Source organism: Streptomyces synnematoformans (assembly GCF_039531005.1).
Lineage (GTDB): Bacteria > Actinomycetota > Actinomycetes > Streptomycetales > Streptomycetaceae > Streptomyces > Streptomyces synnematoformans.
This window is the reverse complement of record NZ_BAAAPF010000033.1, coordinates 12,794-36,233: the sequence shown is the minus strand read 5'-3', so window position 1 is coordinate 36,233 and position 23,440 is coordinate 12,794. Positions and strand designations below refer to the sequence as shown.

The following is a 23,440-nucleotide window of genomic DNA, read 5'->3' as shown; positions in this document are numbered from 1 at the left end:
GACCGCGCCGGCGGCCCGGGCCGCGCGGCGATGCGCGCGCTCGGCTCCAGGCCACGCGACGCCTCCGCCTCCGCACGCCCCGCGCTTGCATATCCGCTGCGCCGCCGCGGCCTTCCCTTCCCCGGGGTACCCGGGACCGTCGCCGCGCGGGGTGCGGCCGTGGCGGGGGGTGCCGTTGTGGCGTTCCGGGTGGTGTCCGCGCTGGTGTTCCGGGAGGAGCAGGTCACCCTCGTCGCCGAGGACGCCACCGCCGACGACCTGCCGTTCGTCGTGCCGCTCGAAGCGCGCTCCGCGTACGTCGGGACCTCGTACGTACGCGACCTCGCCGGCGTCCTCGGCGGCACCTACACCGCGGACGCGCCCGACGTCGGCATCGTCGACTCGCTCGACGCGCTCGCCGGGCCCGGCTTCGACCCCGCAGAAGTGGACCCGCGGGTGCGGGAGTTCTACGAGCACACCGCCCGCTTCACCCTCGACATCGAACCCCGCTGGCGCCTCTGGGTCCGCCCCGGCTACCTCCTCTACCGCACCCTCGTCGCCCGGCCCCTCGGCCAGGCCAACGTGCCGATGAACCAGCGCGAGATGCTCCGCGGCATGCGCAGCCGCATCGACACGATCACTCCCCCGCCCGCGGCCGCCGCCACCGCCGCCGACGATGCGCCGGCCCGGACCACGGCCGTCCGCGGCTGGATCCGGTCGTTCGCGGACACCGACGACCCCATCTACGTCGGCATCTACACCACCTACCGGCACGGTGGCCGCGGCTACGTCAGCGTCGGGTTCCCCCTCCCGCACGCCAGCTTCACCGCCACCCTCCTCCCCCGCGCCCGCCCCGGCGGCGGCCTGTCGCTCACCAGCCACGCCGACGCCTCCGACGGCACCGACCACCCCGGCCACTACCTCACGTACATCGACGCCGGGACCCGCGAGCTGACCACCCTCGGCGTGCCCGGCTTCGCCGAGCGGCTCGACGTCCACGTCACCGGCGACGGCCGGCTCCGCGCCGAGCACGCCTTCTCCGTCTTCGGCATCCCGTTCCTCGTCCTGCACTACCGGATGGACCGCAAGCCGTGAACCCCCTCCTCGCCGACGACGCCGACTGGACGCCGGTCACCACGGGCCTGTCGGGGGCCGCCGTCTTCCGCAGCGCGGACGGCACCAGGTACGCCAAGCACGTACCCGCCGAGGTGGCAGAGGAACTCGCCGGCGAGCGGGACCGCACCGTCTGGCTGGCCGCCCAGGGCGTACCGGGGCCCCGCGTGCTCGACTTCCGCTCGGACGGCTCCGGCGCCTGCCTGGTGACCAGCGCGGTCGCCGGCGTGCCCGCCGACCAGCTGTCCGCGGCGGACCTGCGGGCCTGCTGGGGACGCCTCGCGGAGGCGGTCCGCGCGCTGCACGCGGTGCCGGCCGCCGAGTGCCCGTTCCACCGGGATCTGGACCTGATGGTCGCGGTCGCCCGCGCCGTCGTCGCCTGCGACCTGGTGAACCCCGACTTCCTGCCCGTCGAGCAACAGGACACGCCCGCCCGGGAGTTGCTGGCCCGCGTCGAAGCGCAGCTCGACCGGCGCCGGGAGCAGGAGGCGTCCGACACGGTCGTCTGCCACGGCGACCTCACCCTGGCGAACATCGTCGTCGACCCGCACACCCGGGACGCGGCGGCCTTCGTCGACCTCGGCCGCCTCGGCCTGGCCGACCGCCACGCCGACCTGGCCCTGGTCCTCGCCAGCGCCCGCGAGACGTGGCCGGACGAGCGGCAGGCGGAGCGGCAGGACGCCGCCTTCGCCGAGCGCTACGGCACCGCCCCCGACCCCGAGCGCCTCCGCTTCTACCTCCACCTCGACCCCCTCACCTGGGGCTGACCGCGGTCGTCAGGAGGCGGCGGGGCCGCCCCCGGCCCGGATGAGCCGGGCGTGCGACTCCTGCAGCCCCTCCGGGAGCGCGTCCGGGCTGAACCACTCCGCCGCCAGGATCTCGAAGCCGTCGAGCCTGAGGGTCCCGCCCACGTGCCGCGCCTCGTACGCGATCTCCGCCCGGAGCCGGTAGCCGCTCTTCACCCGGACCAGCCGGCCCGGCACGACCTCCAGGCCCGTCTCCTCCCGCACCTCCCGGACGACGGTCTGCGCGAACTCCTCGCCCTTGACCGCGAAGCCGGTCGGCAGGCCCCACGGCCGGGCGTCGGGCCACATGCGGTGCTTGAGCAGCAGCACCTGCCCCCGGTCGTTCCGCACCACGCCGGTCACGCCGATCATGAACTTGGCCTGCGTGAACCACAGGACGCGCCACTGGAGGGAGCCGCGCAGCAGTTTCCACGCCCTGGCAACGATTCGCTTCACGGGCTTCCCTTCGACGCGTCAGTCGCGGCCCGGCTCGCGACGGGCCCTGAGGGCGCGGACCTTGTGGCGGTTGCCGCAGCGTTCCATCGAACACCACCGGCGGCGGCCCGGGCGGGACGTGTCCGCGAACAGCAGGTAACACCGCTCCCCCGCGCACTCGCGGATGCGGCCGCCGTAGGGGCCGGTGAAGAGATCCACCGCGTCGCGGGCGACCGTCGAGAGCAGCTGCGGCGCCGCGGCGGGGGTACCGGTCCAGGCCGGGGCGGCGTCGGGGGTCAGGCGGGGGGCCAGCGGGGGCGCGGCGGCGGCGGTGTTGAGGGTGGCGAGGTCGGCGGGCGGGAGGGGGGTGCCGTGGGCGCGGGCCCGGGTGAGGCGGAAGAGGGCGTCGCGCAGGCGGCGTACGGCGGGGACGTCGGCGGCCGTGACGGCCAGCTCCGGCGCGGGGCGCAGCCGGCTGGCCGCGGCCCAGGCCGCGACGTCCGCGGGGGTGTGCAGCGTCTCGAACCGCGCGAAGGGGCCCGGGCCGCCCGTGGTCAGCAACTCCAGGCTGAGCGCGCCCGGGTCGAAGTGGAAGACCTGGCCGTCCGGGGGGCGCATCACGATGCCCGGGGCGCGGTCGCTTGCCTCGTCCACCATGTAACCAGTATAACCGGTACATGGTTCCCACGCACTGGAAAGTCGTCGTCGACGCCCTCGACCCGCACGCCCAGGCGGACTTCTGGGCCGCCGCCCTCGGCTACGAGGTGGAGGACAACAGCCCGCTCATCGAGCAGCTCCTCGCCGCCGGCGCCGTCCCCGAGGACGTGCTGACCCGGCACCGCGACCGCCGCGCCTGGCGGACCGCCGCCGCCGTCCGGCACCCCGACGACCCGTACGACCCCGCCTCCGGCGCCGGTCTGGGCCGGCGGCTGCTCTTCAACCAGGTCCCCGAGCCCAAGCCCGCGGCCAAGAACCGCCTCCACCTCGACCTGCACCCCGCGGCCGGGCGGCGCGCGGAGGAGACGGCCCGGCTGACGGCGGCGGGCGCCACCGTCCTGCGGCAGGTGCGGGAGCAGGGCGGGGAGTGGACGATCATGGCGGACCCGGAGGGCAACGAGTTCTGCGTCCACTGACACGCACGCGAAGGCCGCCGCGAGCGGGGAGGCGCGCGGCGGCCTTCGGGGGCGGTGGTGCGGTCAGTCGCCGGCGGCGGCCTGCAGGGCCTCCGGGGTGACGGCGCCGACGTAGATGCTGTCGTCCGCGATCAGCACGTTGACCAGCCGGCTCTCGAAGACCCGGCCGGCGTCGGTCTTCTCGGTGAAGAAGTCGAGGGCCGCACCGGCCCCTTCCCCGCCCAGCGCGTCGCCGGGCAGCGCGATCTCGGCGATCGAGCCCCAGCCCTCGCCGTGGACCTGCACGTCCTCCAGGCCGACGGGCAGCTCGCCCATGCCCTCCTTGTGCCCGCCGTCGTTGTTGCTGTCCGTCCAGTCGCCGCCGTCCTTGCCGAAGTCGCCGAAGCCTTCACCGAAGAAGGGCTCACCATGGCCGCTGTCGAGGCCCTTGCCGAGGTCCCGCTCCGTCACCTCGGCGCCCGCCGGGGGCGCGAACAGGTCCGCGTCCGGCTTGGCGAAGTCCACCTTCGTGAAGCCGACGTCCACGACCGGCTTGCCGTCGTCCGCGGTCAGCGCCACCCGCAGCGGCACGCCGTTGTCGGCGTCCACCGCGACGGTGATGTCCCGGACCGTCGACTCGCCCTGCTTCGGCGTCAGCCGCAGCTCGTACGCGTCCTGCCCGGCGACCTGCGCCGTGCCGGCCACGTCCACGTCGGTCGTGTCGTCCGCGGCCTTCAGCAGCCGCTCGGCCAGCTCCTGCGGAGTGGCGTCCCGCAGGTCCTTCGGCAGCTCGAAGTCGTTGCCCTTCGGGGCATCCGTCAGCGTCGAGTGGGAGACCTCGTCGGAGTCGCCGCCGAACGTCCACACGTCCGCGCCGTTGCGCACGACGGTGTGGTCGCCGTCCGAGCCCTCCACCGTGACCCGCTGCTTCTCCGGGCCGTCGGCCGCGACCTGCAGCTTGGTGTCGCCGGAGAGCAGCCGCGAGAGGTCCGCGCCCTCGCCGCCGCCCATGCCGCCGAAGGGCAGCGACGGCAGGCCGAGGTCGGTGCTGACCTTCACCGTGCCGTCGACCGACTCGACCTCCGACGCCAGCGCCTTGGCGATCAGCTCCTTCGCCGTCACGTCGTCCGCGCTCGGGCCGTCGTCCTGGGCGAGCGCGGGCACCAGGCCTATGGTCGCGGCGGCGAGACCCGCGACGGCCAGGGGTACGCCGTACCGCACCGCCTTCCTGCGCCTGGCCGCGGCGAGGTCCTCGGCGAGGTCCTCGGCCTCGTCGTAGGGTCGCTCCGGTGGGATCAGTGCCATGGGAAGTACCTCCGTGTCCGCGGTGGTTCGCGGAAAGTCAGCTGCTGCGTCGCACTCGTCCGCCCCATCGGGTCATTGTCACCCGATCCGCCGTATGAGGGCTGTAAACCATCCCACCAAACCGGGCGGCCCGGGGCGTCAGCCCCTGGGCGCAGCTTGCCTTACTCCTGTCGTATGACGGCATCCGCCTCTGGAGGGGCCCGGTCCCGGTCGGTGTACGGGCCATCGGCTCGCGGACCGCAGGCGTAACGGTTACCCTGCCCGGTCCACCACCGCGTCGCACAGCCCCTCCAGCGCCGTCCGCGCCGGGCACGGCGGCAGCGCCGTCAGGATCGCCCGCGCCTCCGCGGCGTACCGCACGGTGTCCCGCCGGGCCTGCGCCACCGCCGGGTGCTCGCGCAGCCGGGCCAGGGCCTCCGCGTGCCGCGAGTCGTCGGTCAGGTCGTCGGCGAGCAGCGCCGCCAGCTCCAGGTCCTCCGGCCGGCGGTCCCGCTGGGCGGCGGCGCGCAGGTGCAGCACCGGCAGGGTGGCCACGCCCTCGCGCAGGTCCGTGCCCGGCGTCTTGCCGGACTCGTCGCCGTCGCTGGTGATGTCCAGCAGGTCGTCCGCGAGCTGGAAGGCGATGCCGATGCGCTCGCCGTACTGCGTCAGCACCTCCACCACCGACTCGTCCGCACCCGACGTCAGCGCGCCGAAGCGGCCCGAGACGGCAATGAGCGAGCCGGTCTTGCCGGCGAGCACCTCCAGGTAGTGGTCCACCGGGTCGCGGCCCTCGGCGGGCCCCGCGGTCTCCAGGATCTGCCCGGTGACCAGCCGTTCGAACGCCTGCGCCTGGATGCGGACCATCTCCGGGCCCAGGTCGGCGAGGATCCGCGACGCCCGGGCAAAGAGATAGTCGCCGGTGAGGACGGCGACAGAGTTGGCCCAGCGGCTGTTCGCGCTCGGTACGCCCCGGCGCACGGCCGCCTCGTCCATCACGTCGTCGTGGTAGAGCGTGGCCAGGTGCGTCAGCTCGACGACGACGCCCGAGGGCGCGACGCCCGGCGCGTGCGGGTCGCCGAACTGCGCGGAGAGCATGACCAGCAGCGGGCGGAATCTCTTGCCGCCGGCGCGGACGAGATGGCGCGCGGCCTCGGTGATGAACGGCACATCGCTCTTCGTGGCCTCCAGAAGGCCCTCTTCGACGGCCGCAAGACCGGCCTCGACATCGGCTTCCAGGGCCCGGTCCTGAACGCTGAGCCCCAAGGGCGCGACCACGGTCACGAGGGCTCCTCCTGTCTGCAGACGTTCACGTGGAACAGATTGTCGATGTGTCGCTAGCAACCACCATGCACCACGTTCGCAGCGTAGCCGGTCACGTGACGATCACGTCGGGCGGCTTCCCCCAGGACGACCCGGGGGTCGTAACCTGAGGTCCCCAGCCCACCGACCACGATGAGGCAGGACTCCGCGATGTCCGAGCACAGCCCGCTCGACGTGCCCGAGGGCGATCCCTTCGGGCCGCACAACCTTCCGTACGGCGTCTTCACCACGGCCTCCGGCGCAAACCCTCGCGTCGGCGTCCGCTACGGCGACTCCGTTCTGGACACCGCCGCCGTCGCGGCGGCCGCCGGCTCCCCGCACGCCGCGCTGCTCGCCGCGCCGACGCTCGCCCCGCTGATGGCCGCGGGCCGGCCGGTGTGGCAGGCCGTACGGGCCGAGGTGACCGCCTGGCTGACCGACCCGGCGCACCGCGCCGCCGCCGAGCCGCACCTGCACCGCCTGGACGGCGTCACGCTGCACATGCCGTTCGACGTCGGCGACTACGTCGACTTCTACTCCAGCGAGCACCACGCCGGGAACGTCGGCCGCATCTTCCGCCCGGGCGAGGAGCCGCTGACGCCCAACTGGAAGCACCTGCCCATCGGCTACCACGGCCGGGCCGGCACCGTCGTCCCGTCCGGCACCCCCGTCGTCCGCCCGGCGGGCCAGCGCAAGCCCGCCGCCGACCCGGCCGCGGCGCAGCCTTCTCCCGCCCGGCCCGGCCCGGTATTCGGTCCCTCCGTCCGCCTCGACATCGAGGCCGAGGTGGGCTTCGTCGTCGGCGTGCCGTCGCCGATGGGCACGCCCGTGCCCCGTGCCGCCTTCCGCGACCACGTCTTCGGGGTCTGCCTGGTCAACGACTGGTCCGCGCGCGACATCCAGCCCTGGGAGCAGCGCCCCCTCGGGCCGCACCAGGCGAAGTCCTTCGCCACGTCCATCGCGCGCTGGATCACCCCGCTCGACGCCCTGGACGCCGCCCGCGTCGCCCCGCCGGAGCGTACGCACCCGCTGCTGCCGTACCTCGACGACACCGGCGCCGACGAGGAGAGCCACGGCTACGACCTGCGGCTGGAGGTACGGATCAACGGGGAGGCGGTCTCCCGGCCGCCGTTCGCCACGATGTACTGGACCGCGGCGCAGCAGCTGGCCCACATGACCGTCAACGGCGCCTCCGTACGCACCGGCGACCTCTACGCCTCCGGCACCGTCAGCGGGCCGGAGCCGGACCAGGTGGGCTCGCTGCTGGAGCTGACGAAGGGCGAGGGCCCGTGGCTGGCGGACGGGGACACCGTCGTCATCGACGGCTGGGCCCCCGGCCCGAACGGCACCCGGATCGCCCTCGCCGACGTCGCCGGCCGGGTGAAGCCGAACCCCGCGGGCTGAGCGGGGGCGCCGTCCGCCGCGGACCCGGCCGCCGACGGCCGGGGGCCCGGGGGCGGCGCCCCCGGGCCCCCGGCCCCGCGGAACGGGTCAGCGGACGAACACCCCCGCGTCCCCGGCCAGCTCCAGGAAGTACTGCGGCGCCACGCCCAGCACCAGGGTCGCGGCCACGCCGACGGCGATGGCGCTGACGGTGAACGCGCTCGGGACCGTCACCGCCGGCCCCTCCGGCCGCGGCTCGCTGAAGAACATCAGCACGATCACCCGCACGTAGAAGAACGCGGCGATGGCCGAGGCGATGACGCCGACGACGACCAGCGGCGTGGCGCCGCCCTCCGCCGCCGCCTTGAACACCGCGAACTTCCCGGCGAAGCCGCTGGTCAGCGGGATACCCGCGAACGCCAGCAGGAACACCGCGAAGACCGCCGCCACCAGCGGCGAACGCCGGCCGAGCCCCGCCCACTTGGACAGGTGCGTGGCCTCGCCGCCCGCGTCCCGCACCAGCGTGACGACGGCGAACGCGCCGACCGTCACGAAGCCGTACGCGGCCAGGTAGAACAGCACCGAGGAGATGCCCTCCTCGTTGGCCGCCGTGACACCCGCGAGGATGAACCCGGCGTGCGCGATCGAGGAGTACGCCAGCAGCCGCTTCACGTCGGTCTGGGTGATCGCGAGGATCGCGCCGACGACCATCGTGACGATCGCGATGCCCCACATCACCGGCCGCCAGTCCCACTTCATGCCCGGCAGCACGACGTACAGCAGCCGCAGCAGCGCGCCGAAGGCGGCGACCTTGGTGGCCGCGGCCATGAAGCCGGTGACCGGCGTCGGGGCGCCCTGGTAGACGTCCGGGGTCCACATGTGGAACGGCACGGCGCCGACCTTGAAGAACATCCCGAGCAGCAGCATGGCGCCGCCGATGAGCAGCAGCGCGTCGTTGCCCATGGTGTCGGCGAGCGCCGGCGTCATGTTCTGCGGGTTGCCGGCGACGACGTCGGCGATGACCGCGTACTTCACGCTGCCCGCGTAGCCGTACAGCAGTGCGATGCCGAAGAGCAGGAACGCCGACGAGAAGGCGCCGAGCAGGAAGTACTTGACCGCCGCCTCCTGCGACATCAGCCGCTTGCGGCGGGCGACGGCGCAGAGCAGGTACAGCGGCAGGGAGAGGACCTCCAGCGCGATGAAGAGCGTCAGCAGGTCGTTCGCGGCCGGGAAGATGAGCATGCCGCCGGTCGCGAACAGCAGCAGCGGGAACACCTCGGTGGTGGTGAACCCCGCCTTGACCGCGGACTGCTCCGCCTCGCCGCCGGGCACCGCCGCGGCCTCCGCCGCGAAGGAGTCGACCCGGTTGCCGTGCGCGGCCGGATCCAGCCGGCGCTCGGCGAAGGTGAACACCCCGAGCACGCCGACCAGCAGGATCGTGCCCTGGAGGAAGAGCGCGGGGCCGTCGACGGCCAGCGCGCCCATCGCGGCGGTCTGCGCCTCGTCGGTGCCGTGGCCGGTGGCGGCCAGGGTGACGACCGCGCCGAACGCGGCGGCCATGGCGAGCACCGCGAGCCCGACCTGGACGACGTACCGGTGCCGCCGCGGGACGAACGCCTCGACGGCGACGCCCAGCACGGCCGCGCCGACCACGATCAGCGTGGGCGCCAGCAGGTCGTACTCGATGTGCGGCGCCTCGATCTTGTCGACGCCGTCCTGTGCCATCCACAGGCTGTGGACACCCTTACTCATGCGCGGCCTCCACAGGGGTCACATCGGGCTCCGGGTCGGTCTTCTGCACGTCGGACATGGTGTGCTCGACGGCCGGGTTGACGATCTCGGTGAGCGGCTTCGGGTACACGCCGAGGCCGATGAGCAGCGCGATCAGCGGCGCCACCACCAGCACCTCGCGCACCCGCAGGTCGGGCAGCTTGGCGACCTTCTCGGTGACCGGCCCCGTCATCGTCCGCTGGTACAGCACGAGGACGTAGATCGCCGCCAGCACTATCCCGACGGTGGCGATGATGCCGATCACCGGGTAACGGCTGAACGTGCCCACCAGCACCAGGAACTCGCTCACGAACGGCGCGAGCCCCGGCAGCGACAGCGTGGCCAGCCCGCCGACCAGGAACGTGCCGGCCAGCACCGGCGCCACCTTCTGCACGCCGCCGTAGTCGGCGATGAGCCGCGAGCCGCGCCGGGAGATGAGGAACCCGGCCACCAGCATCAGCAGCGCGGTGGAGATGCCGTGGTTGACCATGTACAGCGTCGCCCCGGAGTGGCCCTGGCTGGTCATCGCGAAGATGCCCAGGATGATGAAGCCGAAGTGGGAGATCGAGGCGTACGCGATCAGCCGCTTGATGTCCCGCTGCCCGATCGCGAGCAGCGCGCCGTACAGGATGCTCACCAGCGCGAGCACCAGCACCAGCGGCGTCGCCCAGTCGCTGGCCTCGGGGAAGAGCCCGAGGCAGAAGCGGAGCATCGCGAACGTGCCGACCTTGTCGACCACCGCGGTGATGAGCACGGCGACCGGCGGGGTGGACTCGCCCATGGCGTTGGGCAGCCAGGTGTGCAGCGGCCACAGCGGCGCCTTGACGGCGAAGGCGAAGAAGAAGCCGAGGAAGAGCAGCCGCTCGGTGTTCGTCGACAGCTCCAGCTCGCCGTTGCCGCGCGCCTGCAGGATCTCCTGCAGCGAGAACGTGCCCGCGCCCAGCTGGTCGCTGGTGGCGGCGTACAGGCCGATGACCGCGGCCAGCATGATGAGGCCGCCGGCCAGGTTGTAGAGCAGGAACTTCACGGCCGCGTACGAGCGCTGCCGCGCCGCCTCCTCTTCGCCGTGCTCGTGGGCCTTGTCGCCGAAGCCTCCGATGAGGAAGTACATCGGGATGAGCATGGCTTCGAAGAAGATGTAGAAGAGGAAGACGTCCGTGGCCAGGAAGCTTATGATCACCATCGCTTCGACGGCCAGGATCAGCGCGAAGAAGCCCTGGGTGGGGCGCCAGCGCGACTGCGTACTCGCGGCGGAGCCGCCGGCGGGGTCCGCGTCGCGCCAGCCCGCGAGGATGACGAACGGGACCAGCAGCGCCGTCAGCGCCACCAGCACGACGGCGATGCCGTCGACCCCCAGTTCGTATCTCACCCCGAAGTCGGCGATCCACGCCCGCGACTCGGTGAGCTGGAAGCGGTCGCCGTCCGGATCGAACCGGACCGCGATCACCGCGGCCAGGACGAACGTCGCCAGCGACACCCCCAGCGCCAGCCACTTGGCAAGCTCGCGCCGGGCCGCGGGGACCGCGGCGGTGGCGATCGCGCCCACGGCCGGGACCGCCGCGGTGAGCGTCAGCAGCGGGAACGTAGAAGAAGCAGCATCAGCCATGGATAATCAGACCGCCCTCATCAGCAGGGTGGCGGCGATGAGCACCACCGCGCCGCCGAACATCGAGACCGCGTAACTGCGGGCGTAGCCGTTCTGGATCCGGCGCATCCGCCCGGAGAGCCCGCCGAACGCCGCCGCGGTTCCGTTGACGATGCCGTCGACCAGCTTGTGGTCCAGGTAGACCAGGCCGCGGGTCAGGTACTCGCCGGGCTTGACCAGGGCCACGTGGTTGAAGTCGTCCTGCAGCAGGTCGCGCCGGGCGGCCCGGGTGAGCAGGGAGCCGCGCGGGGCGGCGGCCGGCACCGGGCGGCGGCCGTACTGCAGCCAGGCCGCCGCGACGCCGAGCACCATGCAGGTGACGGTGGCGCCGGTGACCATCGCGACGCTCAGGCCCTCCGGCAGGTGGCCGTGCTCGAAGCCGGTGACGGGCTCCAGCCAGTGCACGAACCGCTCGCCGACGTCGAAGAACGCGCCCGCGCCGACCGAGCCGACGGCCAGCAGGATCATCGGGATCGTCATCGACCTCGGCGACTCGTGCGGGTGCGGCATCTCGCCGTTCGCGTCCGGCTCCCAGCGCTTCTCACCGAAGAACGTCATGAGCATCACGCGCGTCATGTAGTACGCGGTGATCGCCGCGCCCAGCAGCGCCGCGCCGCCCAGGATCCAGCCCTGCGTACCGCCCTTGGCGAACGCGGCCTCGATGATGGCGTCCTTGGAGAAGAAGCCGGACAGGCCCGGGAAGCCGATGATCGCCAGATAGCCGAGGCCGAACGTGACGAACGTGACCGGCATGTACTTCCGCAGGCCGCCGTACTTGCGCATGTCGACCTCGTCGTTCATGCCGTGCATCACGGAGCCCGCGCCGAGGAACAGCCCGGCCTTGAAGAAGCCGTGCGTCACCAGGTGCATGATCGCGAAGGCGTAGCCGATCGGGCCGAGCCCGGCGGCCAGGACCATGTAGCCGATCTGCGACATCGTCGAGCCGGCCAGCGCCTTCTTGATGTCGTCCTTCGCGCAACCGACGATCGCACCGAAGAGCAGCGTGACCGCGCCGACGATGGTGACGACCAGCTGTGCGTCCGGCGCCGCCTCGAAGATCGCGCCGGAGCGGACGATCAGGTAGACGCCGGCGGTGACCATCGTGGCGGCGTGGATCAGCGCGGAGACCGGCGTCGGGCCCTCCATCGCGTCGCCGAGCCAGGACTGCAGCGGCACCTGCGCCGACTTGCCGCACGCGGCCAGCAGCAGCATCAGCCCGATCGCCGTCAGCTTGCCCTCGCTCGTCTCGCCGACCGAGTTCATGACCGGCTCGAAGGCGAAGGTGCCGAACGTGACGAACATCAGCATGATCGCGATGGACAGGCCGACGTCGCCGACGCGGTTGACGATGAACGCCTTCTTCGCCGCCGTCGCCGCGCTGGGCTTGTGCTGCCAGAAGCCGATCAGCAGGTACGAGGCGAGGCCGACGCCCTCCCAGCCGACGTACAGCAGCAGGAAGTTGTCCGCGAGGACCAGCAGCAGCATCGCCGCGAGGAAGAGGTTCAGATAGCCGAAGAAGCGGCGGCGGCGCTCGTCGTGCTCCATGTAGCCCACGGAGTACAGGTGGATGAGCGAGCCGACGCCGGTGATCAGCAGGACGAACGTCATCGACAGCTGGTCGAGCTGGAACGCCGCGTCCGCCTGGAAACCCTCGACCGGAATCCAGGTGAAGAGGTGGCTGTGCAGCGCCCGCTCCTCGCCCTCCCTGCCGAGCATGTCGGCGAAGAGGACCAGGCCGAGGACGAAGGACGTGAAGGCGAGCACCGTGCCGAGCCAGTGCCCGGTACGGTCGATCTGTGGGATCCTGCCGCCGCAGAGCAGCACCGCCGCGCCGAGCAGCGGCGCAGCGACGAGCAATCCGATGAGTGACTCCACTGGTGCGTCCCCTTACAGCTTCATCAGAGCGGCGTCGTCGACCGAGGCCGAGTGGCGGGAGCGGTACACCGACACGATGATCGCCAGCCCGACCACGACCTCCGCGGCGGCGACGACCATGGTGAAGAACGCGACGATCTGGCCGTCGAGGTTCCCGTGCATCCGGGAGAACGTGACCAGCGCCAGGTTGCCGGCGTTCAGCATCAGCTCGACGCACATGAACACCACGATGGCGTTCCGCCTGATGACCACCCCGGCCGCGCCGATGGTGAACAGCAGCGCGGAGAGATACAGGTAGTTGACCGGGTTCACGGCATCACCTTGTTCGCTTCTCCGCCCGCGCGGCGAACGTCACGACACGCTGTCGGGTGCGGCTGGGCAGCCGCGCGTGCGTCGCTCACTGTCCCTCTCCCTCTCCGGCCGTTCCGGTTCCGGCCGTTCCGGCGTTCGTGCTGACGGCGTCGTTCCCGTCGTCGTCGGCGGGGGTGTCCGGCTCCAGGGCCTTGCCCTGGTAGTCGGCGGTGCGCTGCTCTATCGCCGCGAGATCCGCCAGCGCCTGCGCGGAGACGTCCCGGATCTGGCCGCGGTCGCGCAGCGTGCGGTTGACGGTCAGCTCGGCCGGCGTGCCGTCGGGCAGCAGGCCGGGGATGTCCACCGCGTTGTGGCGGGCGTAGACGCCGGGCGCGGGCATCGGCGGCACCTGGACGCCGTCGCGCACGCGCTGCGCGGCCCGCTCGCGCTGGGTCGGGGTGCGCTCGGTCTTCTCGCGGTGGGTGAGGACCATGCCCGCCACCGCGGCGGTGATCAGCAGCGCGCCGGTCAGCTCGAAGGCGAAGACGTAGTCGCGGAAGATCAGGGCCGCCAGGCCGTGCACGTTGCCGCCGGAGTTGGCGTCCTCAAGGCCGTCGAAGGTGCTCAGGCTCGCGTTGCCGATGCCGGCCATCAGCAGCACGCCGAAGCCGATGCCGCAGAGCACCGCCAGCACGCGCTGGCCCTTGATGGTCTCCTTCAGCGAGTCGGCGGCGCTGATGCCGACGAGCATCAGGACGAAGAGGAACAGCATCATGACCGCGCCGGTGTAGACGACGATCTGCACGACGCCGAGGAAGTACGCGCCGTTGGCGAGGTAGAAGACCGCCAGGATCACCATCGTCCCGGCGAGGCAGAGCGCCGAGTGCACCGACTTCCTCATCAGCACGGTGCCGAGCGCACCGGCGACGGCGAAGACGGCCAGCACCCAGAACTGGGTCGCCTCCCCCGTGGAGGTGGTGTAGCCGGCCTGGGCGAGGGCGTTCATGCCTGGACTCCTTCGGAAGTCTCCGGCGCCGACGCCGACTCGCCCTTGCTGACGGCGACCTGGCGCTCCGTACCCGGGGCGGCTTCGGTGACGAGTCCGCTGTAGTAGTCCTTCTCCGTCATCCCCGGGTAGATGGCGTGCGGCGAGTCGACCATGCCCTCCGTCAGCCCGGCGAGCAGCTCGTCCTTGGTGTAGATGAGCGACTCGCGGCTGCGGTCGGCCAGCTCGTACTCGTTGGTCATGGTCAGCGCCCGCGTGGGGCACGCCTCGACGCACAGCCCGCACAGGATGCAGCGCAGGTAGTTGATCTGGTAGACGCTGCCGTAGCGCTCGCCCGGCGAGTAGCGCTCCTCGTCGGTGTTGTCCGCGCCCTCGACGTAGATCGCGTCCGCCGGGCAGGCCCACGCGCACAGCTCGCAGCCGATGCACTTCTCCAGCCCGTCGGGGTGCCGGTTGAGCTGGTGGCGGCCGTGGAAGCGGGGCGCGGTGGGCTTCTTGTACTCGGGGTACTGCTCGGTCAGCCGCTTCTTGAACATGGCCTTGAAGGTCACGCCGAAACCGGCCAGCGGGTTGACGAACCCCTGCTTGTCCTTCTTCTCCTCAGCCATTGTCGGCCTCCTCAGTGTCGCCTCCGGGACCGGTCGTGCCCACCAGCTCGCGCTCGCGGCGCGCGGGACGGCGGGGCACGGGCGGGAGGGTCTGACCGGGCAGCGGCGGCACGGGGTAGCCGCCCTCCGTCGGGTCGAACTCCGGCTTGGGCCGGGCCGCCTCGCGGGCCGCCTCCTCCTTCTCCTTGCGGTCGCGGAAGATGTCCACGACGAAGGACATCACCAGGATCACCAGCAGCCCGCCGGCGATGTAGAGCACGATCTCGGTGAAGTCCACGTCCTCGTTGCGCAGCGCCCGCACGGTGGCGACCAGCATCAGCCAGACCATCGAGACCGGGATGAGGACCTTCCAGCCCAGCTTCATGAACTGGTCGTAGCGCACCCGTGGGAGCGTGCCGCGCAGCCACACGAAGACGAACAGGCAGACGACGACCTTGCCGGTGAACCAGAGCATCGGCCACCAGCCGGTGTTCGCCCCCTCCCACACGGTGCTGAGCGGCGCGGGCGCGCGCCAGCCGCCGAGGAAGAGCGTGACGGCCACCGCGGACAGCGTCACCATGTGCACGTACTCGGAGAGCATGAACATCGCGAACTTGATCGACGAGTACTCGGTGGAGTACCCGGCGACCAGGTCGCCTTCGGACTCCGGCATGTCGAAGGGCAGCCGGTGCGCCTCGCCGACCATCGCGACGAGGTAGACGAGGAACGACACCGGCAGCAGGATCGCGAACCAGCGGTCCTCCTGCGCCGCGACGATCTCCGAGGTCGACAGCGACCCGGAGTAGAGGAACACGGCCGCGAACGACAGGCCCATCGCGACCTCGTACGAGATCACCTGGGCGGTCGCGCGGACGCCGCCGAGCAGCGGGTACGTCGAGTTGGACGCCCAGCCGGCGAGGACGTTGCCGTACGCGGCGACGGAGGCGGCGGCCAGCACGTACAGCATCGCGACCGGCAGGTCGGTCAGCTGCAGCGCGGTGCGCTCGCCGAAGATCGACACCTGGTTGTCGGCCGGCCCGAAGGGGATGACCGCGATGGCCATGAAGGCGGGGACGACGGCGAGGATCGGCGCCAGGATGTAGACCGCCTTGTCGGCGCCCTTGACGATGAGGTCCTCTTTGAGCATCAGCTTCACGCCGTCGGCGAGCGACTGCAGCAGGCCCCAGGGGCCGTGCCGGTTCGGGCCGATGCGCAGCTGCATCCAGCCGAGGACCTTGCGCTCGAAGACGATCGAGATGAGGACCGTCAGCATCAGGAACGCGAAGCAGAAGACCGCCTTGAGCAGGATCAGCCACCAGGGGTCGCCCCCGAAGAAGCTGAGGTCCTCCGCGGCGAGGACGCTCGCGCTGTGCGCGGCGGGTGCGCTTGCGATCACCGTCGTGCCTCCGTCGTGTACGCGGCCACGCGGGCCGCCGGACCGCAGCAGGCCGGCGCGGCAGCGCCGGGCGCGCCGGGCGCGGCGCCGCGCCGCGCCGACTGCGCCGGGCGGGCCCCTGCTCGACTCCGCATCGAAGTCACGCTTCGACCTCCTTGGATACGGCGGAAACCTGGACCAGGTCGCCGGGGTTGGCGCCCGTCGCCGCCGTGACGCCCGGGGCCGTCGACTGCAGCGGCAGCCAGACGACCTGGTCGGGCAGCTCCGCGGTGACCCGCAGCGGGAGCGTCACCGTGCCGGCGGGCCCGGTGACCGCCAGCGGCTCGCCGTCGGCGACGCCGGTGGCCGCCGCGGTGGCGGGCGAGAGCCGGGCGGCGGCCTCGTGGCGGGTGTCGGCCAGGGCGTCGTCGCCCTCCTGCAGCCGGCCCTCGTCGAGCAGCAGCCGGTGGCCCGCCGTCACCGCCTCGCCGTCGCCGGGCCGCGGCAGCGGCGCGGCGCGGTCGTCCGGCGGCGCCGGGCGGGGGCCGGACGTGCGGATGCCGAGGCGGTCCAGCTCGGCCCGTACGGTACGGGCGTCGGGCAGGCCCAGGTGGACGTCGAGGGCGTCGGCGAGCATGTGCAGCACCCGCTGGTCGGCGGGGGCGAGCCGACGGGTCATCTGGTCCGGCTTCAGCGCCGCCTCGAACGGCCGGGCGCGGCCCTCCCAGTTGAGGTACGTGCCCTGCTTCTCGGCGGCGGCGGCCACCGGGAAGACCACGTCGGACCGCTCGGTGACCTCGCTGGGCCGCTGCTCCAGGCTGACCACGAACTCCGCCCGGTCCAGCGCCTCGCGGGCCTTCTCCGGATCCGGCAGGTCGGTCAGCTCGACGCCGCCGACCAGCAGCGCGCCGAGGTCCCCGGCGACCGCGGCGTCGAGGATCTCGCCGGTGTCGCGGCCGGCCCTGTGCGGCAGTTCGGCCAGGCCCCACGCGGCGGCGGTCTCGCGACGCGCCTCGGCGTCGGTCGCGGAGCGGCCGCCGGGCAGCATCCCGGGCAGCGCGCCGGCCTCGACCGCGCCGCGCTCGCCGGCGCGGCGCGGGATCCACGCCAGGGTGGCGCCGGTGGCCTCCGCGGTGCGTACCACCGCGGACAGCGCGCCGCGCACGCCCGCCAGCCGCTCGCCGGCGAGGATCACCGCGCCCGGCCGGCGCAGCGCGTCGGACGCGGCCTTGCCGTCGTCGCCGAGTCCTGCGCCGGAGCCGAGGGCGTCCAGCCAGCTCGGCTCGGTGCCGGGGGCTGCGGGCAGCAGCGTGCCGCCGGCCTTCGTGAGGCCGCGGGTGGCGAAGGGGGCGATCGCGTAGACCTGGAGGCCCTTCTTCCGCCACGCCTTGCGCAGCCGGAGGAAGACGCCGGGCGCCTCCTCCTCGGCCTCCAGACCGGCGAGCAGCACCGCGGGCGCCTTCTCCAGCGCGCCGTAGGTGACGCCGAGCCCGCGGCCCGCGACCTGCGCGGCCAGGAACTCGGTCTCCTCGGTGCTGTGCACCCGGGCGCGGAAGTCGATGTCGTTGGTGTCGAGCGCGGCCCGGGCGAACTTGGCGTACGCGTAGGAGTCCTCCAGCGTCAGCCGCCCGCCGGTGAGTACCCCTGCCCGGCCGCGGGCCGCCGCCAGCCCGGCGGCCGCGGCGCGCAGCGCCTCGGGCCAGCTCGCCGGCTGCAGCTCACCGTCCTCGTCGCGGACCAGCGGGTGGGTCAGCCGGTCGGGCAGCTGGGCGTAGCGGAAGCCGAAGCGGCCCTTGTCGCACAGCCACTCCTCGTTGACCTCCGGGTCGTTTCCGGCGAGCCGGCGCATGACCTTGCCGCGGCGGTGGTCGGTGCGGGTGGCGCAGCCGCCGGCGCAGTGCTCGCAGACCGACGGCGAGGACACCAGGTCGAAGGGGCGCGAGCGGAAGCGGTACATCTTCGAGGTGAGCGCGCCGACCGGGCAGATCTGGATGGTGTTCCCGGAGAAGTACGACTCGAAGGGCACGCCCTCGCCGGTGCCGACCTGCTGCAGCGCGCCGCGCTCCAGCAGCTCGATCATCGGGTCGCCCGCGATCTGGTCGGAGAACCGGGTGCAGCGCGCGCACAGCACGCAGCGCTCGCGGTCGAGCAGCACCTGCGCCGAGATCGGCACGGGCTTCTCGAAGGTGCGCTTCTGGCCCTCGAAGCGGCTCTCGGCCTGCCCGGCGGACATCGCCTGGTTCTGCAGCGGGCACTCGCCGCCCTTGTCGCAGACCGGGCAGTCCAGCGGGTGGTTGATGAGCAGCAGCTCCATCACGCCGCGCTGCGACTTCTCGGCGACGTCGGAGGTCAGCTGGGTCTTGACGACCATCCCGTCGGTGCAGGTGATGGTGCAGGACGCCGACGGCTTGCGCTGGCCCTCGATCTCGACGATGCACTGCCGGCAGGCGCCGACGGGGTCGAGCAGCGGGTGGTCGCAGAACCGCGGGACCTCGATGCCGAGCTGCTCGGCGGCGCGGATGACCAGGGTGCCCTTGGGCACGCTGACCTCGACGCCGTCGATGGTCAGCGTGACCAGGTTCTCCGGGGCCTGCTCCGGGGCCTTCTCCGGCTCCGTGACGGTCACGCGGTCACCTCCCGGTGGGTCGTGGAGCCGGGGGTGTCGGCCCAGGCGGTGGACTTGACAGGGTCGAAGGGGCAGCCGCCGCCGGTGACGTGCTGCTCGTACTCCTCGCGGAAGTACTTCAGCGAGGAGAAGATCGGCGCGGCGGCGCCGTCGCCCAGGGCGCAGAACGACTTGCCGTTGATGTTGTCGGCGATGTCGTCGAGCTTGTCGAGGTCGGCCAGCGCGCCCTTGCCGGCCTCGATGTCGCGGAGCAGCTGGACGAGCCAGTACGTGCCCTCGCGGCAGGGCGTGCACTTGCCGCAGGACTCGTGCTCGTAGAACTCGGTCCAGCGGGTGACGGCCCGCACCACGCAGGTCGTCTCGTCGAAGCACTGCAGCGCCTTGGTGCCGAGCATGGAGCCGGCGCCGCCGACGCCCTCGTAGTCGAGGGGGACGTCGAGGTGCTCCTCGGTGAGCATCGGGGTGGAGGAGCCGCCGGGGGTCCAGAACTTCAGCCGGTGGCCGGGGCGCATGCCGCCGCCCATGTCGAGCAGCTGGCGCAGCGTGATGCCGAGCGGCGCCTCGTACTGGCCGGGGCGGGCGACGTGGCCGGAGAGCGAGTACAGCGTGAAGCCCGGGGACTTCTCGCTGCCCATGGTCCGGAACCACTCCTTGCCCCTGTTCATGATCGCGGGAACCGAGGCGATGGACTCGACGTTGTTCACCACGGTGGGGCAGGCGTAGAGGCCCTCGACGGCGGGGAAGGGGGGACGCAGCCGGGGCTGGCCGCGGCGGCCCTCCAGCGAGTCGAGGAGCGCGGTCTCCTCGCCGCAGATGTACGCGCCGGCGCCGGCGTGCACCGTGACGTCCAGGTTGAGCCCGGAGCCGAGGATGTCCTCGCCGAGGAAGCCGGCGGCGTACGCCTCGCGCACCGCCTCGTGCAGCCTGCGCAGCACCGGCACGGTCTCGCCGCGCAGGTAGATGAACGCGTGGTTCGACCGGAACGCGTGGCAGGCGATGACGATGCCCTCGATGAGGGAGTGCGGGTTGGCGAAGAGCAGCGGGATGTCCTTGCAGGTGCCCGGCTCCGACTCGTCGGCGTTGACGACGAGGTAGTGCGGCTTGCCGTCGCCCTGCGGGATGAACTGCCACTTCATGCCGGTGGGGAAGCCGGCGCCGCCGCGGCCGCGCAGGCCGGCGTCCTTGACGTAGGCGATGACGTCGTCGGGCGGCATCGCGAGCGCCTTGCGCAGGCCCTCGTAGCCCTCGTGGTGCCGGTACGTCTCCAGCGTCCAGGACTCGGAGTGGTCCCAGAAGGCGGAGAGCACCGGGGTCAGCAGCTTCTCCGGCGTGTCGACGGTCATCACGCCCCCTCCTCCTCGGTGGGCTCCTCCGCGGACGCGGTGGACGGGTGCGCCGGGTCGGAGGCGGACGTCTCCTGCGGCGCGTCGTGCGAGCTGGGGTGGCCGGCCGGCGGCTGGTCGGCCAGCGCGTCCGGCGGCGGGTTCTCCGGGTGCGGCTCGGCGCGCCGGGTGGCCGCGCGCCCGGCGGGCTCCTCGCCCCTGGCCAGGCGCAGCCCGACGAGCGAGGCGGGGCCGGCGCCGCCGGACTCGGCGACCGCGCCGGGGCGCTCGTCGGGGAAGCCGGCCAGGATGCGGGCGGTCTCCTTGAACGTGCAGAGCTTCGCGCCGCGGGTGGGGTGCACCTCGTGGCCGGCGCGCAGGTCGTCGACGAGCCGGCGGGCGGACTCGGGCGTCTGGTTGTCGAAGAACTCCCAGTTGACCATCACCACGGGCGCGTAGTCGCAGGCGGCGTTGCACTCGATGTGCTCCAGGGTGACCTTGCCGTCCTCGGTGGTCTCCTGGTTGCCGACGCCCAGGTGCTCCTTCAGGTCGTCGAAGATGGCGTCGCCGCCCATGACCGCGCAGAGCGTGTTGGTGCAGACCCCGACCTGGTAGTCGCCGGAGGGCTTGCGCCGGTACATGGTGTAGAAGGTGGCGACCGCGGTCACCTCGGCGGCGGTCAGGTCCAGCATCTCGGCGCAGAACTGCATGCCGGTGCGGGTGACGTGCCCCTCCTCCGACTGCACCAGGTGCAGCATCGGCAGCAGCGCGGAACGGCTGCCGGGGTAGCGGGCGATGATCTCCCGGGCGTCCGCGGCCAGCCGCTCGCGCACGTCGGCCGGGTAGTCGGGGGCGGGCAGCCGGGGCATGCCCAGCTGGACGGCGTCCGCCCCCGCGTCACGTTCTGCTGTCGTCATCGGTCGACGCCTCCCAGCACGGGGTCGATGGATGCGATCGCCACGATCACGTCGGCCACCTGGCCGCCCTCGGTCATGGCCGCGATGGCCTGCAGGTTGACGAACGACGGCTCGCGGAAGTGCACCCGGAACGGGCGGGTGCCGCCGTCGCTGACGGCGTGCACGCCGAGTTCGCCCTTGGGGGACTCCAGTGCCACGTACGCCTGTCCGGGCGGCACCCGGAAGCCCTCGGTGACCAGCTTGAAGTGGTGGATCAGGGCCTCCATCGAGGTGCCCATGATGTTCTTGATGTGGTCCAGCGAGTTGCCCAGGCCGTCGGGGCCCAGCGCGAGCTGCGCGGGCCAGGCGATCTTCTTGTCGGCGACCATCACCGGGCCGGGCTCCAGCCGGTCCACGCACTGCTCGACGATGTGCAGCGACTGGCGCATCTCCTCCAGCCGGATGAGGAACCGGCCGTAGGCGTCGGCGGTGTCCGCGGTGGGGACCTCGAAGTCGTACGTCTCGTAGCCGCAGTACGGGTCCGTCTTGCGCAGGTCGTGCGGCAGCCCGGTGGCGCGCAGGATCGGGCCGGTGGCGCCGAGCGACATGCAGCCGGCCAGGTCCAGGTACGCGGTGTCCTGCAGGCGGGCCTTGAACACCGGGTTGTTGGTGGCCAGCTTGTCGTACTCCGGGAGGTTCTTGCGGAGCGTCCTGACGGTCTCGCGGATGGCGTCGACCGCGCCCGGGGGCAGGTCCTGGGCGAGGCCGCCGGGGCGGATGAACGCGTGGTTCATGCGCAGGCCGGTGATCAGCTCGAAGAGGTCGAGGACCATCTCGCGGTCGCGGAAGCCGTAGACCATGACCGTGGTGGCGCCCAGCTCCATGCCGCCGGTGGCGATGGCCACCAGGTGGGAGGCGATCCGGTTCAGCTCCATCAGCAGCACCCGGATGACGGTGGCCCGGTCGGGCACCTCGTCGGTGATGCCGAGCAGCCTCTCCACCGCCATGGAGTACCCGGCCTCGTTGAAGAACGAGGTCAGGTAGTCCATGCGGGTCACGAAGGTGGAGCCCTGGGTCCAGGTCCGGTATTCGAGGTTCTTCTCGATGCCGGTGTGCAGGTAGCCGATGCCGCAGCGGCACTCGGTCACGGTCTCGCCGTCGATCTCCAGGATGAGCCGCAGCACGCCGTGGGTGGAGGGGTGCTGCGGGCCCATGTTGACGACGATCCGCTCGTCGTCGGCCCGGTGCACCGACTGGGCCAGTTCGTCCCAGTCGCCGCCGGTGACGGTGTAGACCGTGCCCTCGGTGGTCTCCCGGGCCGAGGCCCCCGGTGTCGTTCCGGTCGCGTGGGTGGTGCTCATCAGCTGTACGACCTCCGCTGGTCGGGAGCCGGGATCTGGGCGCCCTTGTACTCGACGGGGATGCCGCCGAGGGGGTAGTCCTTGCGCTGCGGGAAGCCCTGCCAGTCGTCGGGCATGAAGATCCGGGTCAGCGCGGGGTGGCCGTCGAAGATGATGCCGAAGAAGTCGTAGACCTCGCGCTCGTGCCAGTCGTTCGTCGGGTAGACGTCCACGACGGACGGGATGTGCGGATCGTCGTCGGGCGCGCTGACCTCGACCCGGATCAGCCTGGTGTGGGTGAGGGAGCGCAGGTGGTAGACGGCGTGCAGCTCGCGGCCCTCGTCGCCGGGGTAGTGCACGCCGGAGACGCCGGTGCACAGCTCGAAGCGGAGCGCCGGGTCGTCGCGCAGGGTGCGCATCACGCGCGGCAGGTGCGCGCGGTCGATGTGGAAGGTCAGCTCGTCGCGGTCGACAACGGTCTTCTCGATGGCGCTCTCGGGGGCGACCCCCTGCTCGTCGAGGGCGCCCTCCAGCTCGTCGGCGACCTCGTCGAACCAGCCGCCGTACGGGCGTACGGAGCCGCCGGGCAGCCGGACGCTGCGCACGAGGCCGCCGTACCCGGAGGTGTCGCCGCCGTTGTCGGCGCCGAACATGCCGCGCTGGACGCGGATGGTCTCGCCGTGGTCGCCGCGCCGGCCCGGCAGGTTCTCGGCGTTCAGGTCCTGGTCGGGGTTCACCCCGTCCGCGTTCGCCTCGGTCACCGGAGAAGACCCTTCATCTCGATCGTCGGCAGCGCCTTCATCGCGGCCTCCTCGGCCTCCCGGGCGGCCTCCTCGCGGTTCACGCCGAGCTTCTCCTCGCGGATCTTCTCGTGCAGCTTGAGGATCGAGTCCAGGAGCATCTCGGGGCGCGGCGGGCAGCCGGGCAGGTAGATGTCGACCGGCACGACGTGGTCGACGCCCTGCACGATCGCGTAGTTGTTGAACATGCCGCCGGAGGATGCGCAGACGCCCATGGAGATGACCCACTTGGGGTTCGGCATCTGGTCGTAGACCTGGCGCAGCACCGGCGCCATCTTCTGGCTCACCCGGCCGGCGACGATCATCAGGTCGGCCTGGCGGGGTGAGCCGCGGAAGACCTCCATGCCGAAGCGCGCCAGGTCGTAGCGGCCGGCGCCGGCGGTCATCATCTCGAACGCGCAGCAGGCCAGGCCGAACGTCGCCGGGAAGACGGACGACTTGCGTGCCAGCCCGGCGGCCTGCTCGACCGTGCTCAGGATGAACCCGCTCGGGAGCTTTTCCTCAAGTCCCATTG

21 protein-coding genes are annotated in these 23,440 nt (G+C 72.3%); 4 read left to right on the top strand and 17 right to left on the bottom strand.

Annotated elements, in window-relative coordinates:
- The coding region (locus ABD317_RS08835) for a hypothetical protein (RefSeq protein ID WP_344289232.1) at positions 1–1,074 on the top strand (1,074 nt) is incomplete at its 5' end.
- On the top strand, positions 1,071–1,859 hold the full coding sequence (locus ABD317_RS08830) for an APH(3'') family aminoglycoside O-phosphotransferase (RefSeq protein WP_344289231.1): 789 nt from the start codon (positions 1,071–1,073) through the stop codon (positions 1,857–1,859). The genes ABD317_RS08835 and ABD317_RS08830, both read left to right, overlap by 4 nt.
- Positions 1,860–1,868: 9 nt before the next feature.
- Here the strand turns inward: ABD317_RS08830 and ABD317_RS08825 are convergent, their stop codons facing one another.
- Positions 1,869–2,333 carry an NUDIX domain-containing protein gene (locus ABD317_RS08825; RefSeq protein ID WP_344289230.1) on the bottom strand — a complete coding sequence of 155 codons (465 nt, stop codon included), beginning with the start codon at positions 2,331–2,333 and terminating at the stop codon, positions 1,869–1,871.
- An 18-nt stretch (positions 2,334–2,351) separates the two neighbouring features.
- Positions 2,352–2,969 carry a CGNR zinc finger domain-containing protein gene (locus tag ABD317_RS08820; protein ID WP_344289229.1) on the bottom strand — a complete coding sequence of 206 codons (618 nt, stop codon included), beginning with the start codon at positions 2,967–2,969 and terminating at the stop codon, positions 2,352–2,354.
- 20 nt (positions 2,970–2,989) lie between these two features.
- Here ABD317_RS08820 and ABD317_RS08815 point away from each other — a divergent pair, with 20 nt between their 5' ends.
- Positions 2,990–3,445 carry a VOC family protein gene (locus ABD317_RS08815; RefSeq protein WP_344289228.1) on the top strand — a complete coding sequence of 152 codons (456 nt, stop codon included), beginning with the start codon at positions 2,990–2,992 and terminating at the stop codon, positions 3,443–3,445.
- A gap of 63 nt (positions 3,446–3,508) precedes the next feature.
- On the opposite strand, the gene ABD317_RS08810 is transcribed toward ABD317_RS08815, so the two are convergent.
- Both ABD317_RS08810 and ABD317_RS08805 read right to left on the bottom strand, forming a co-directional pair.
- Positions 3,509–4,729 (bottom strand): LolA family protein, encoded by a 1,221-nt coding sequence (locus ABD317_RS08810; protein ID WP_344289227.1) that lies wholly within the window; start codon positions 4,727–4,729, stop codon positions 3,509–3,511.
- 252 nt (positions 4,730–4,981) lie between these two features.
- Positions 4,982–5,992, bottom strand: a complete 1,011-nt coding sequence (locus ABD317_RS08805; protein WP_027754843.1) for a polyprenyl synthetase family protein — start codon at positions 5,990–5,992, stop codon at positions 4,982–4,984.
- Between the two features lie 189 nt (positions 5,993–6,181).
- Here ABD317_RS08805 and ABD317_RS08800 point away from each other — a divergent pair, with 189 nt between their 5' ends.
- Positions 6,182–7,414: a fumarylacetoacetate hydrolase family protein gene (locus ABD317_RS08800; RefSeq protein WP_027754844.1), complete on the top strand. Its 1,233-nt coding sequence runs from the start codon at positions 6,182–6,184 to the stop codon at positions 7,412–7,414.
- 87 nt (positions 7,415–7,501) lie between these two features.
- Here the strand turns inward: ABD317_RS08800 and nuoN are convergent, their stop codons facing one another.
- From nuoN to ABD317_RS08735, 13 genes are all read right to left on the bottom strand, one after another.
- Complete coding sequence (gene nuoN / locus ABD317_RS08795) at positions 7,502–9,145, bottom strand: NADH-quinone oxidoreductase subunit NuoN (protein ID WP_344289226.1); 1,644 nt, start codon at positions 9,143–9,145, stop codon at positions 7,502–7,504.
- On the bottom strand, positions 9,138–10,769 hold the full coding sequence (locus ABD317_RS08790) for an NADH-quinone oxidoreductase subunit M (RefSeq protein WP_344289225.1): 1,632 nt from the start codon (positions 10,767–10,769) through the stop codon (positions 9,138–9,140). Before ABD317_RS08790 ends, nuoN begins: the two co-directional genes overlap by 8 nt.
- 6 nt (positions 10,770–10,775) lie before the next feature.
- Positions 10,776–12,683, bottom strand: a complete 1,908-nt coding sequence (gene nuoL / locus ABD317_RS08785; protein WP_344289224.1) for an NADH-quinone oxidoreductase subunit L — start codon at positions 12,681–12,683, stop codon at positions 10,776–10,778.
- A gap of 12 nt (positions 12,684–12,695) precedes the next feature.
- Positions 12,696–12,995 (bottom strand): NADH-quinone oxidoreductase subunit NuoK, encoded by a 300-nt coding sequence (gene nuoK, locus ABD317_RS08780; protein ID WP_027754848.1) that lies wholly within the window; start codon positions 12,993–12,995, stop codon positions 12,696–12,698.
- 85 nt (positions 12,996–13,080) lie between these two features.
- Positions 13,081–13,980: an NADH-quinone oxidoreductase subunit J gene (locus tag ABD317_RS08775; RefSeq protein WP_344289223.1), complete on the bottom strand. Its 900-nt coding sequence runs from the start codon at positions 13,978–13,980 to the stop codon at positions 13,081–13,083.
- Positions 13,977–14,588, bottom strand: a complete 612-nt coding sequence (gene nuoI / locus ABD317_RS08770) for an NADH-quinone oxidoreductase subunit NuoI (protein WP_344289222.1) — start codon at positions 14,586–14,588, stop codon at positions 13,977–13,979. Before nuoI ends, ABD317_RS08775 begins: the two co-directional genes overlap by 4 nt.
- Positions 14,581–15,963, bottom strand: coding sequence for an NADH-quinone oxidoreductase subunit NuoH (gene nuoH / locus ABD317_RS08765; RefSeq protein WP_027754851.1), 1,383 nt, complete (start codon positions 15,961–15,963; stop codon positions 14,581–14,583). The genes nuoI and nuoH overlap by 8 nt, the downstream gene beginning before the upstream one ends.
- Positions 15,964–16,102: 139 nt before the next feature.
- Positions 16,103–18,568 (bottom strand): NADH-quinone oxidoreductase subunit G, encoded by a 2,466-nt coding sequence (locus ABD317_RS08760; RefSeq protein ID WP_344289221.1) that lies wholly within the window; start codon positions 18,566–18,568, stop codon positions 16,103–16,105.
- Positions 18,565–19,911, bottom strand: coding sequence for an NADH-quinone oxidoreductase subunit NuoF (gene nuoF, locus ABD317_RS08755; protein WP_344289220.1), 1,347 nt, complete (start codon positions 19,909–19,911; stop codon positions 18,565–18,567). Before nuoF ends, ABD317_RS08760 begins: the two co-directional genes overlap by 4 nt.
- Positions 19,911–20,807, bottom strand: a complete 897-nt coding sequence (gene nuoE / locus ABD317_RS08750; protein WP_344289219.1) for an NADH-quinone oxidoreductase subunit NuoE — start codon at positions 20,805–20,807, stop codon at positions 19,911–19,913. The genes nuoF and nuoE overlap by 1 nt, the downstream gene beginning before the upstream one ends.
- Positions 20,804–22,147 carry an NADH-quinone oxidoreductase subunit D gene (locus tag ABD317_RS08745; RefSeq protein ID WP_344289218.1) on the bottom strand — a complete coding sequence of 448 codons (1,344 nt, stop codon included), beginning with the start codon at positions 22,145–22,147 and terminating at the stop codon, positions 20,804–20,806. The genes nuoE and ABD317_RS08745 overlap by 4 nt, the downstream gene beginning before the upstream one ends.
- Entirely contained in the window at positions 22,147–22,887 is a 741-nt protein-coding gene (locus ABD317_RS08740; protein ID WP_344289217.1) for an NADH-quinone oxidoreductase subunit C, read from the bottom strand. Before ABD317_RS08740 ends, ABD317_RS08745 begins: the two co-directional genes overlap by 1 nt.
- Positions 22,884–23,438 (bottom strand): NADH-quinone oxidoreductase subunit NuoB, encoded by a 555-nt coding sequence (locus ABD317_RS08735; RefSeq protein WP_027754857.1) that lies wholly within the window; start codon positions 23,436–23,438, stop codon positions 22,884–22,886. The genes ABD317_RS08740 and ABD317_RS08735 overlap by 4 nt, the downstream gene beginning before the upstream one ends.
- Positions 23,439–23,440: the final 2 nt, after the last annotated feature.

Coding starts and splice junctions, on each gene's coding strand:
- ABD317_RS08820 (WP_344289229.1), bottom strand. CDS start 2,969: ATGGTGGACGAGGCAAGCGACCGCGCCCCGGGCATCGTGATGCGCCCC.
- ABD317_RS08810 (WP_344289227.1), bottom strand. CDS start 4,729: ATGGCACTGATCCCACCGGAGCGACCCTACGACGAGGCCGAGGACCTC.
- ABD317_RS08815 (WP_344289228.1), top strand. CDS start 2,990: ATGGTTCCCACGCACTGGAAAGTCGTCGTCGACGCCCTCGACCCGCAC.
- ABD317_RS08745 (WP_344289218.1), bottom strand. CDS start 22,147: ATGAGCACCACCCACGCGACCGGAACGACACCGGGGGCCTCGGCCCGG.
- nuoI (WP_344289222.1), bottom strand. CDS start 14,588: ATGGCTGAGGAGAAGAAGGACAAGCAGGGGTTCGTCAACCCGCTGGCC.
- nuoN (WP_344289226.1), bottom strand. CDS start 9,145: ATGAGTAAGGGTGTCCACAGCCTGTGGATGGCACAGGACGGCGTCGAC.
- nuoF (WP_344289220.1), bottom strand. CDS start 19,911: ATGACCGTCGACACGCCGGAGAAGCTGCTGACCCCGGTGCTCTCCGCC.
- ABD317_RS08790 (WP_344289225.1), bottom strand. CDS start 10,769: ATGGCTGATGCTGCTTCTTCTACGTTCCCGCTGCTGACGCTCACCGCG.
- ABD317_RS08800 (WP_027754844.1), top strand. CDS start 6,182: ATGTCCGAGCACAGCCCGCTCGACGTGCCCGAGGGCGATCCCTTCGGG.
- nuoE (WP_344289219.1), bottom strand. CDS start 20,807: ATGACGACAGCAGAACGTGACGCGGGGGCGGACGCCGTCCAGCTGGGC.
- ABD317_RS08775 (WP_344289223.1), bottom strand. CDS start 13,980: ATGAACGCCCTCGCCCAGGCCGGCTACACCACCTCCACGGGGGAGGCG.
- ABD317_RS08735 (WP_027754857.1), bottom strand. CDS start 23,438: ATGGGACTTGAGGAAAAGCTCCCGAGCGGGTTCATCCTGAGCACGGTC.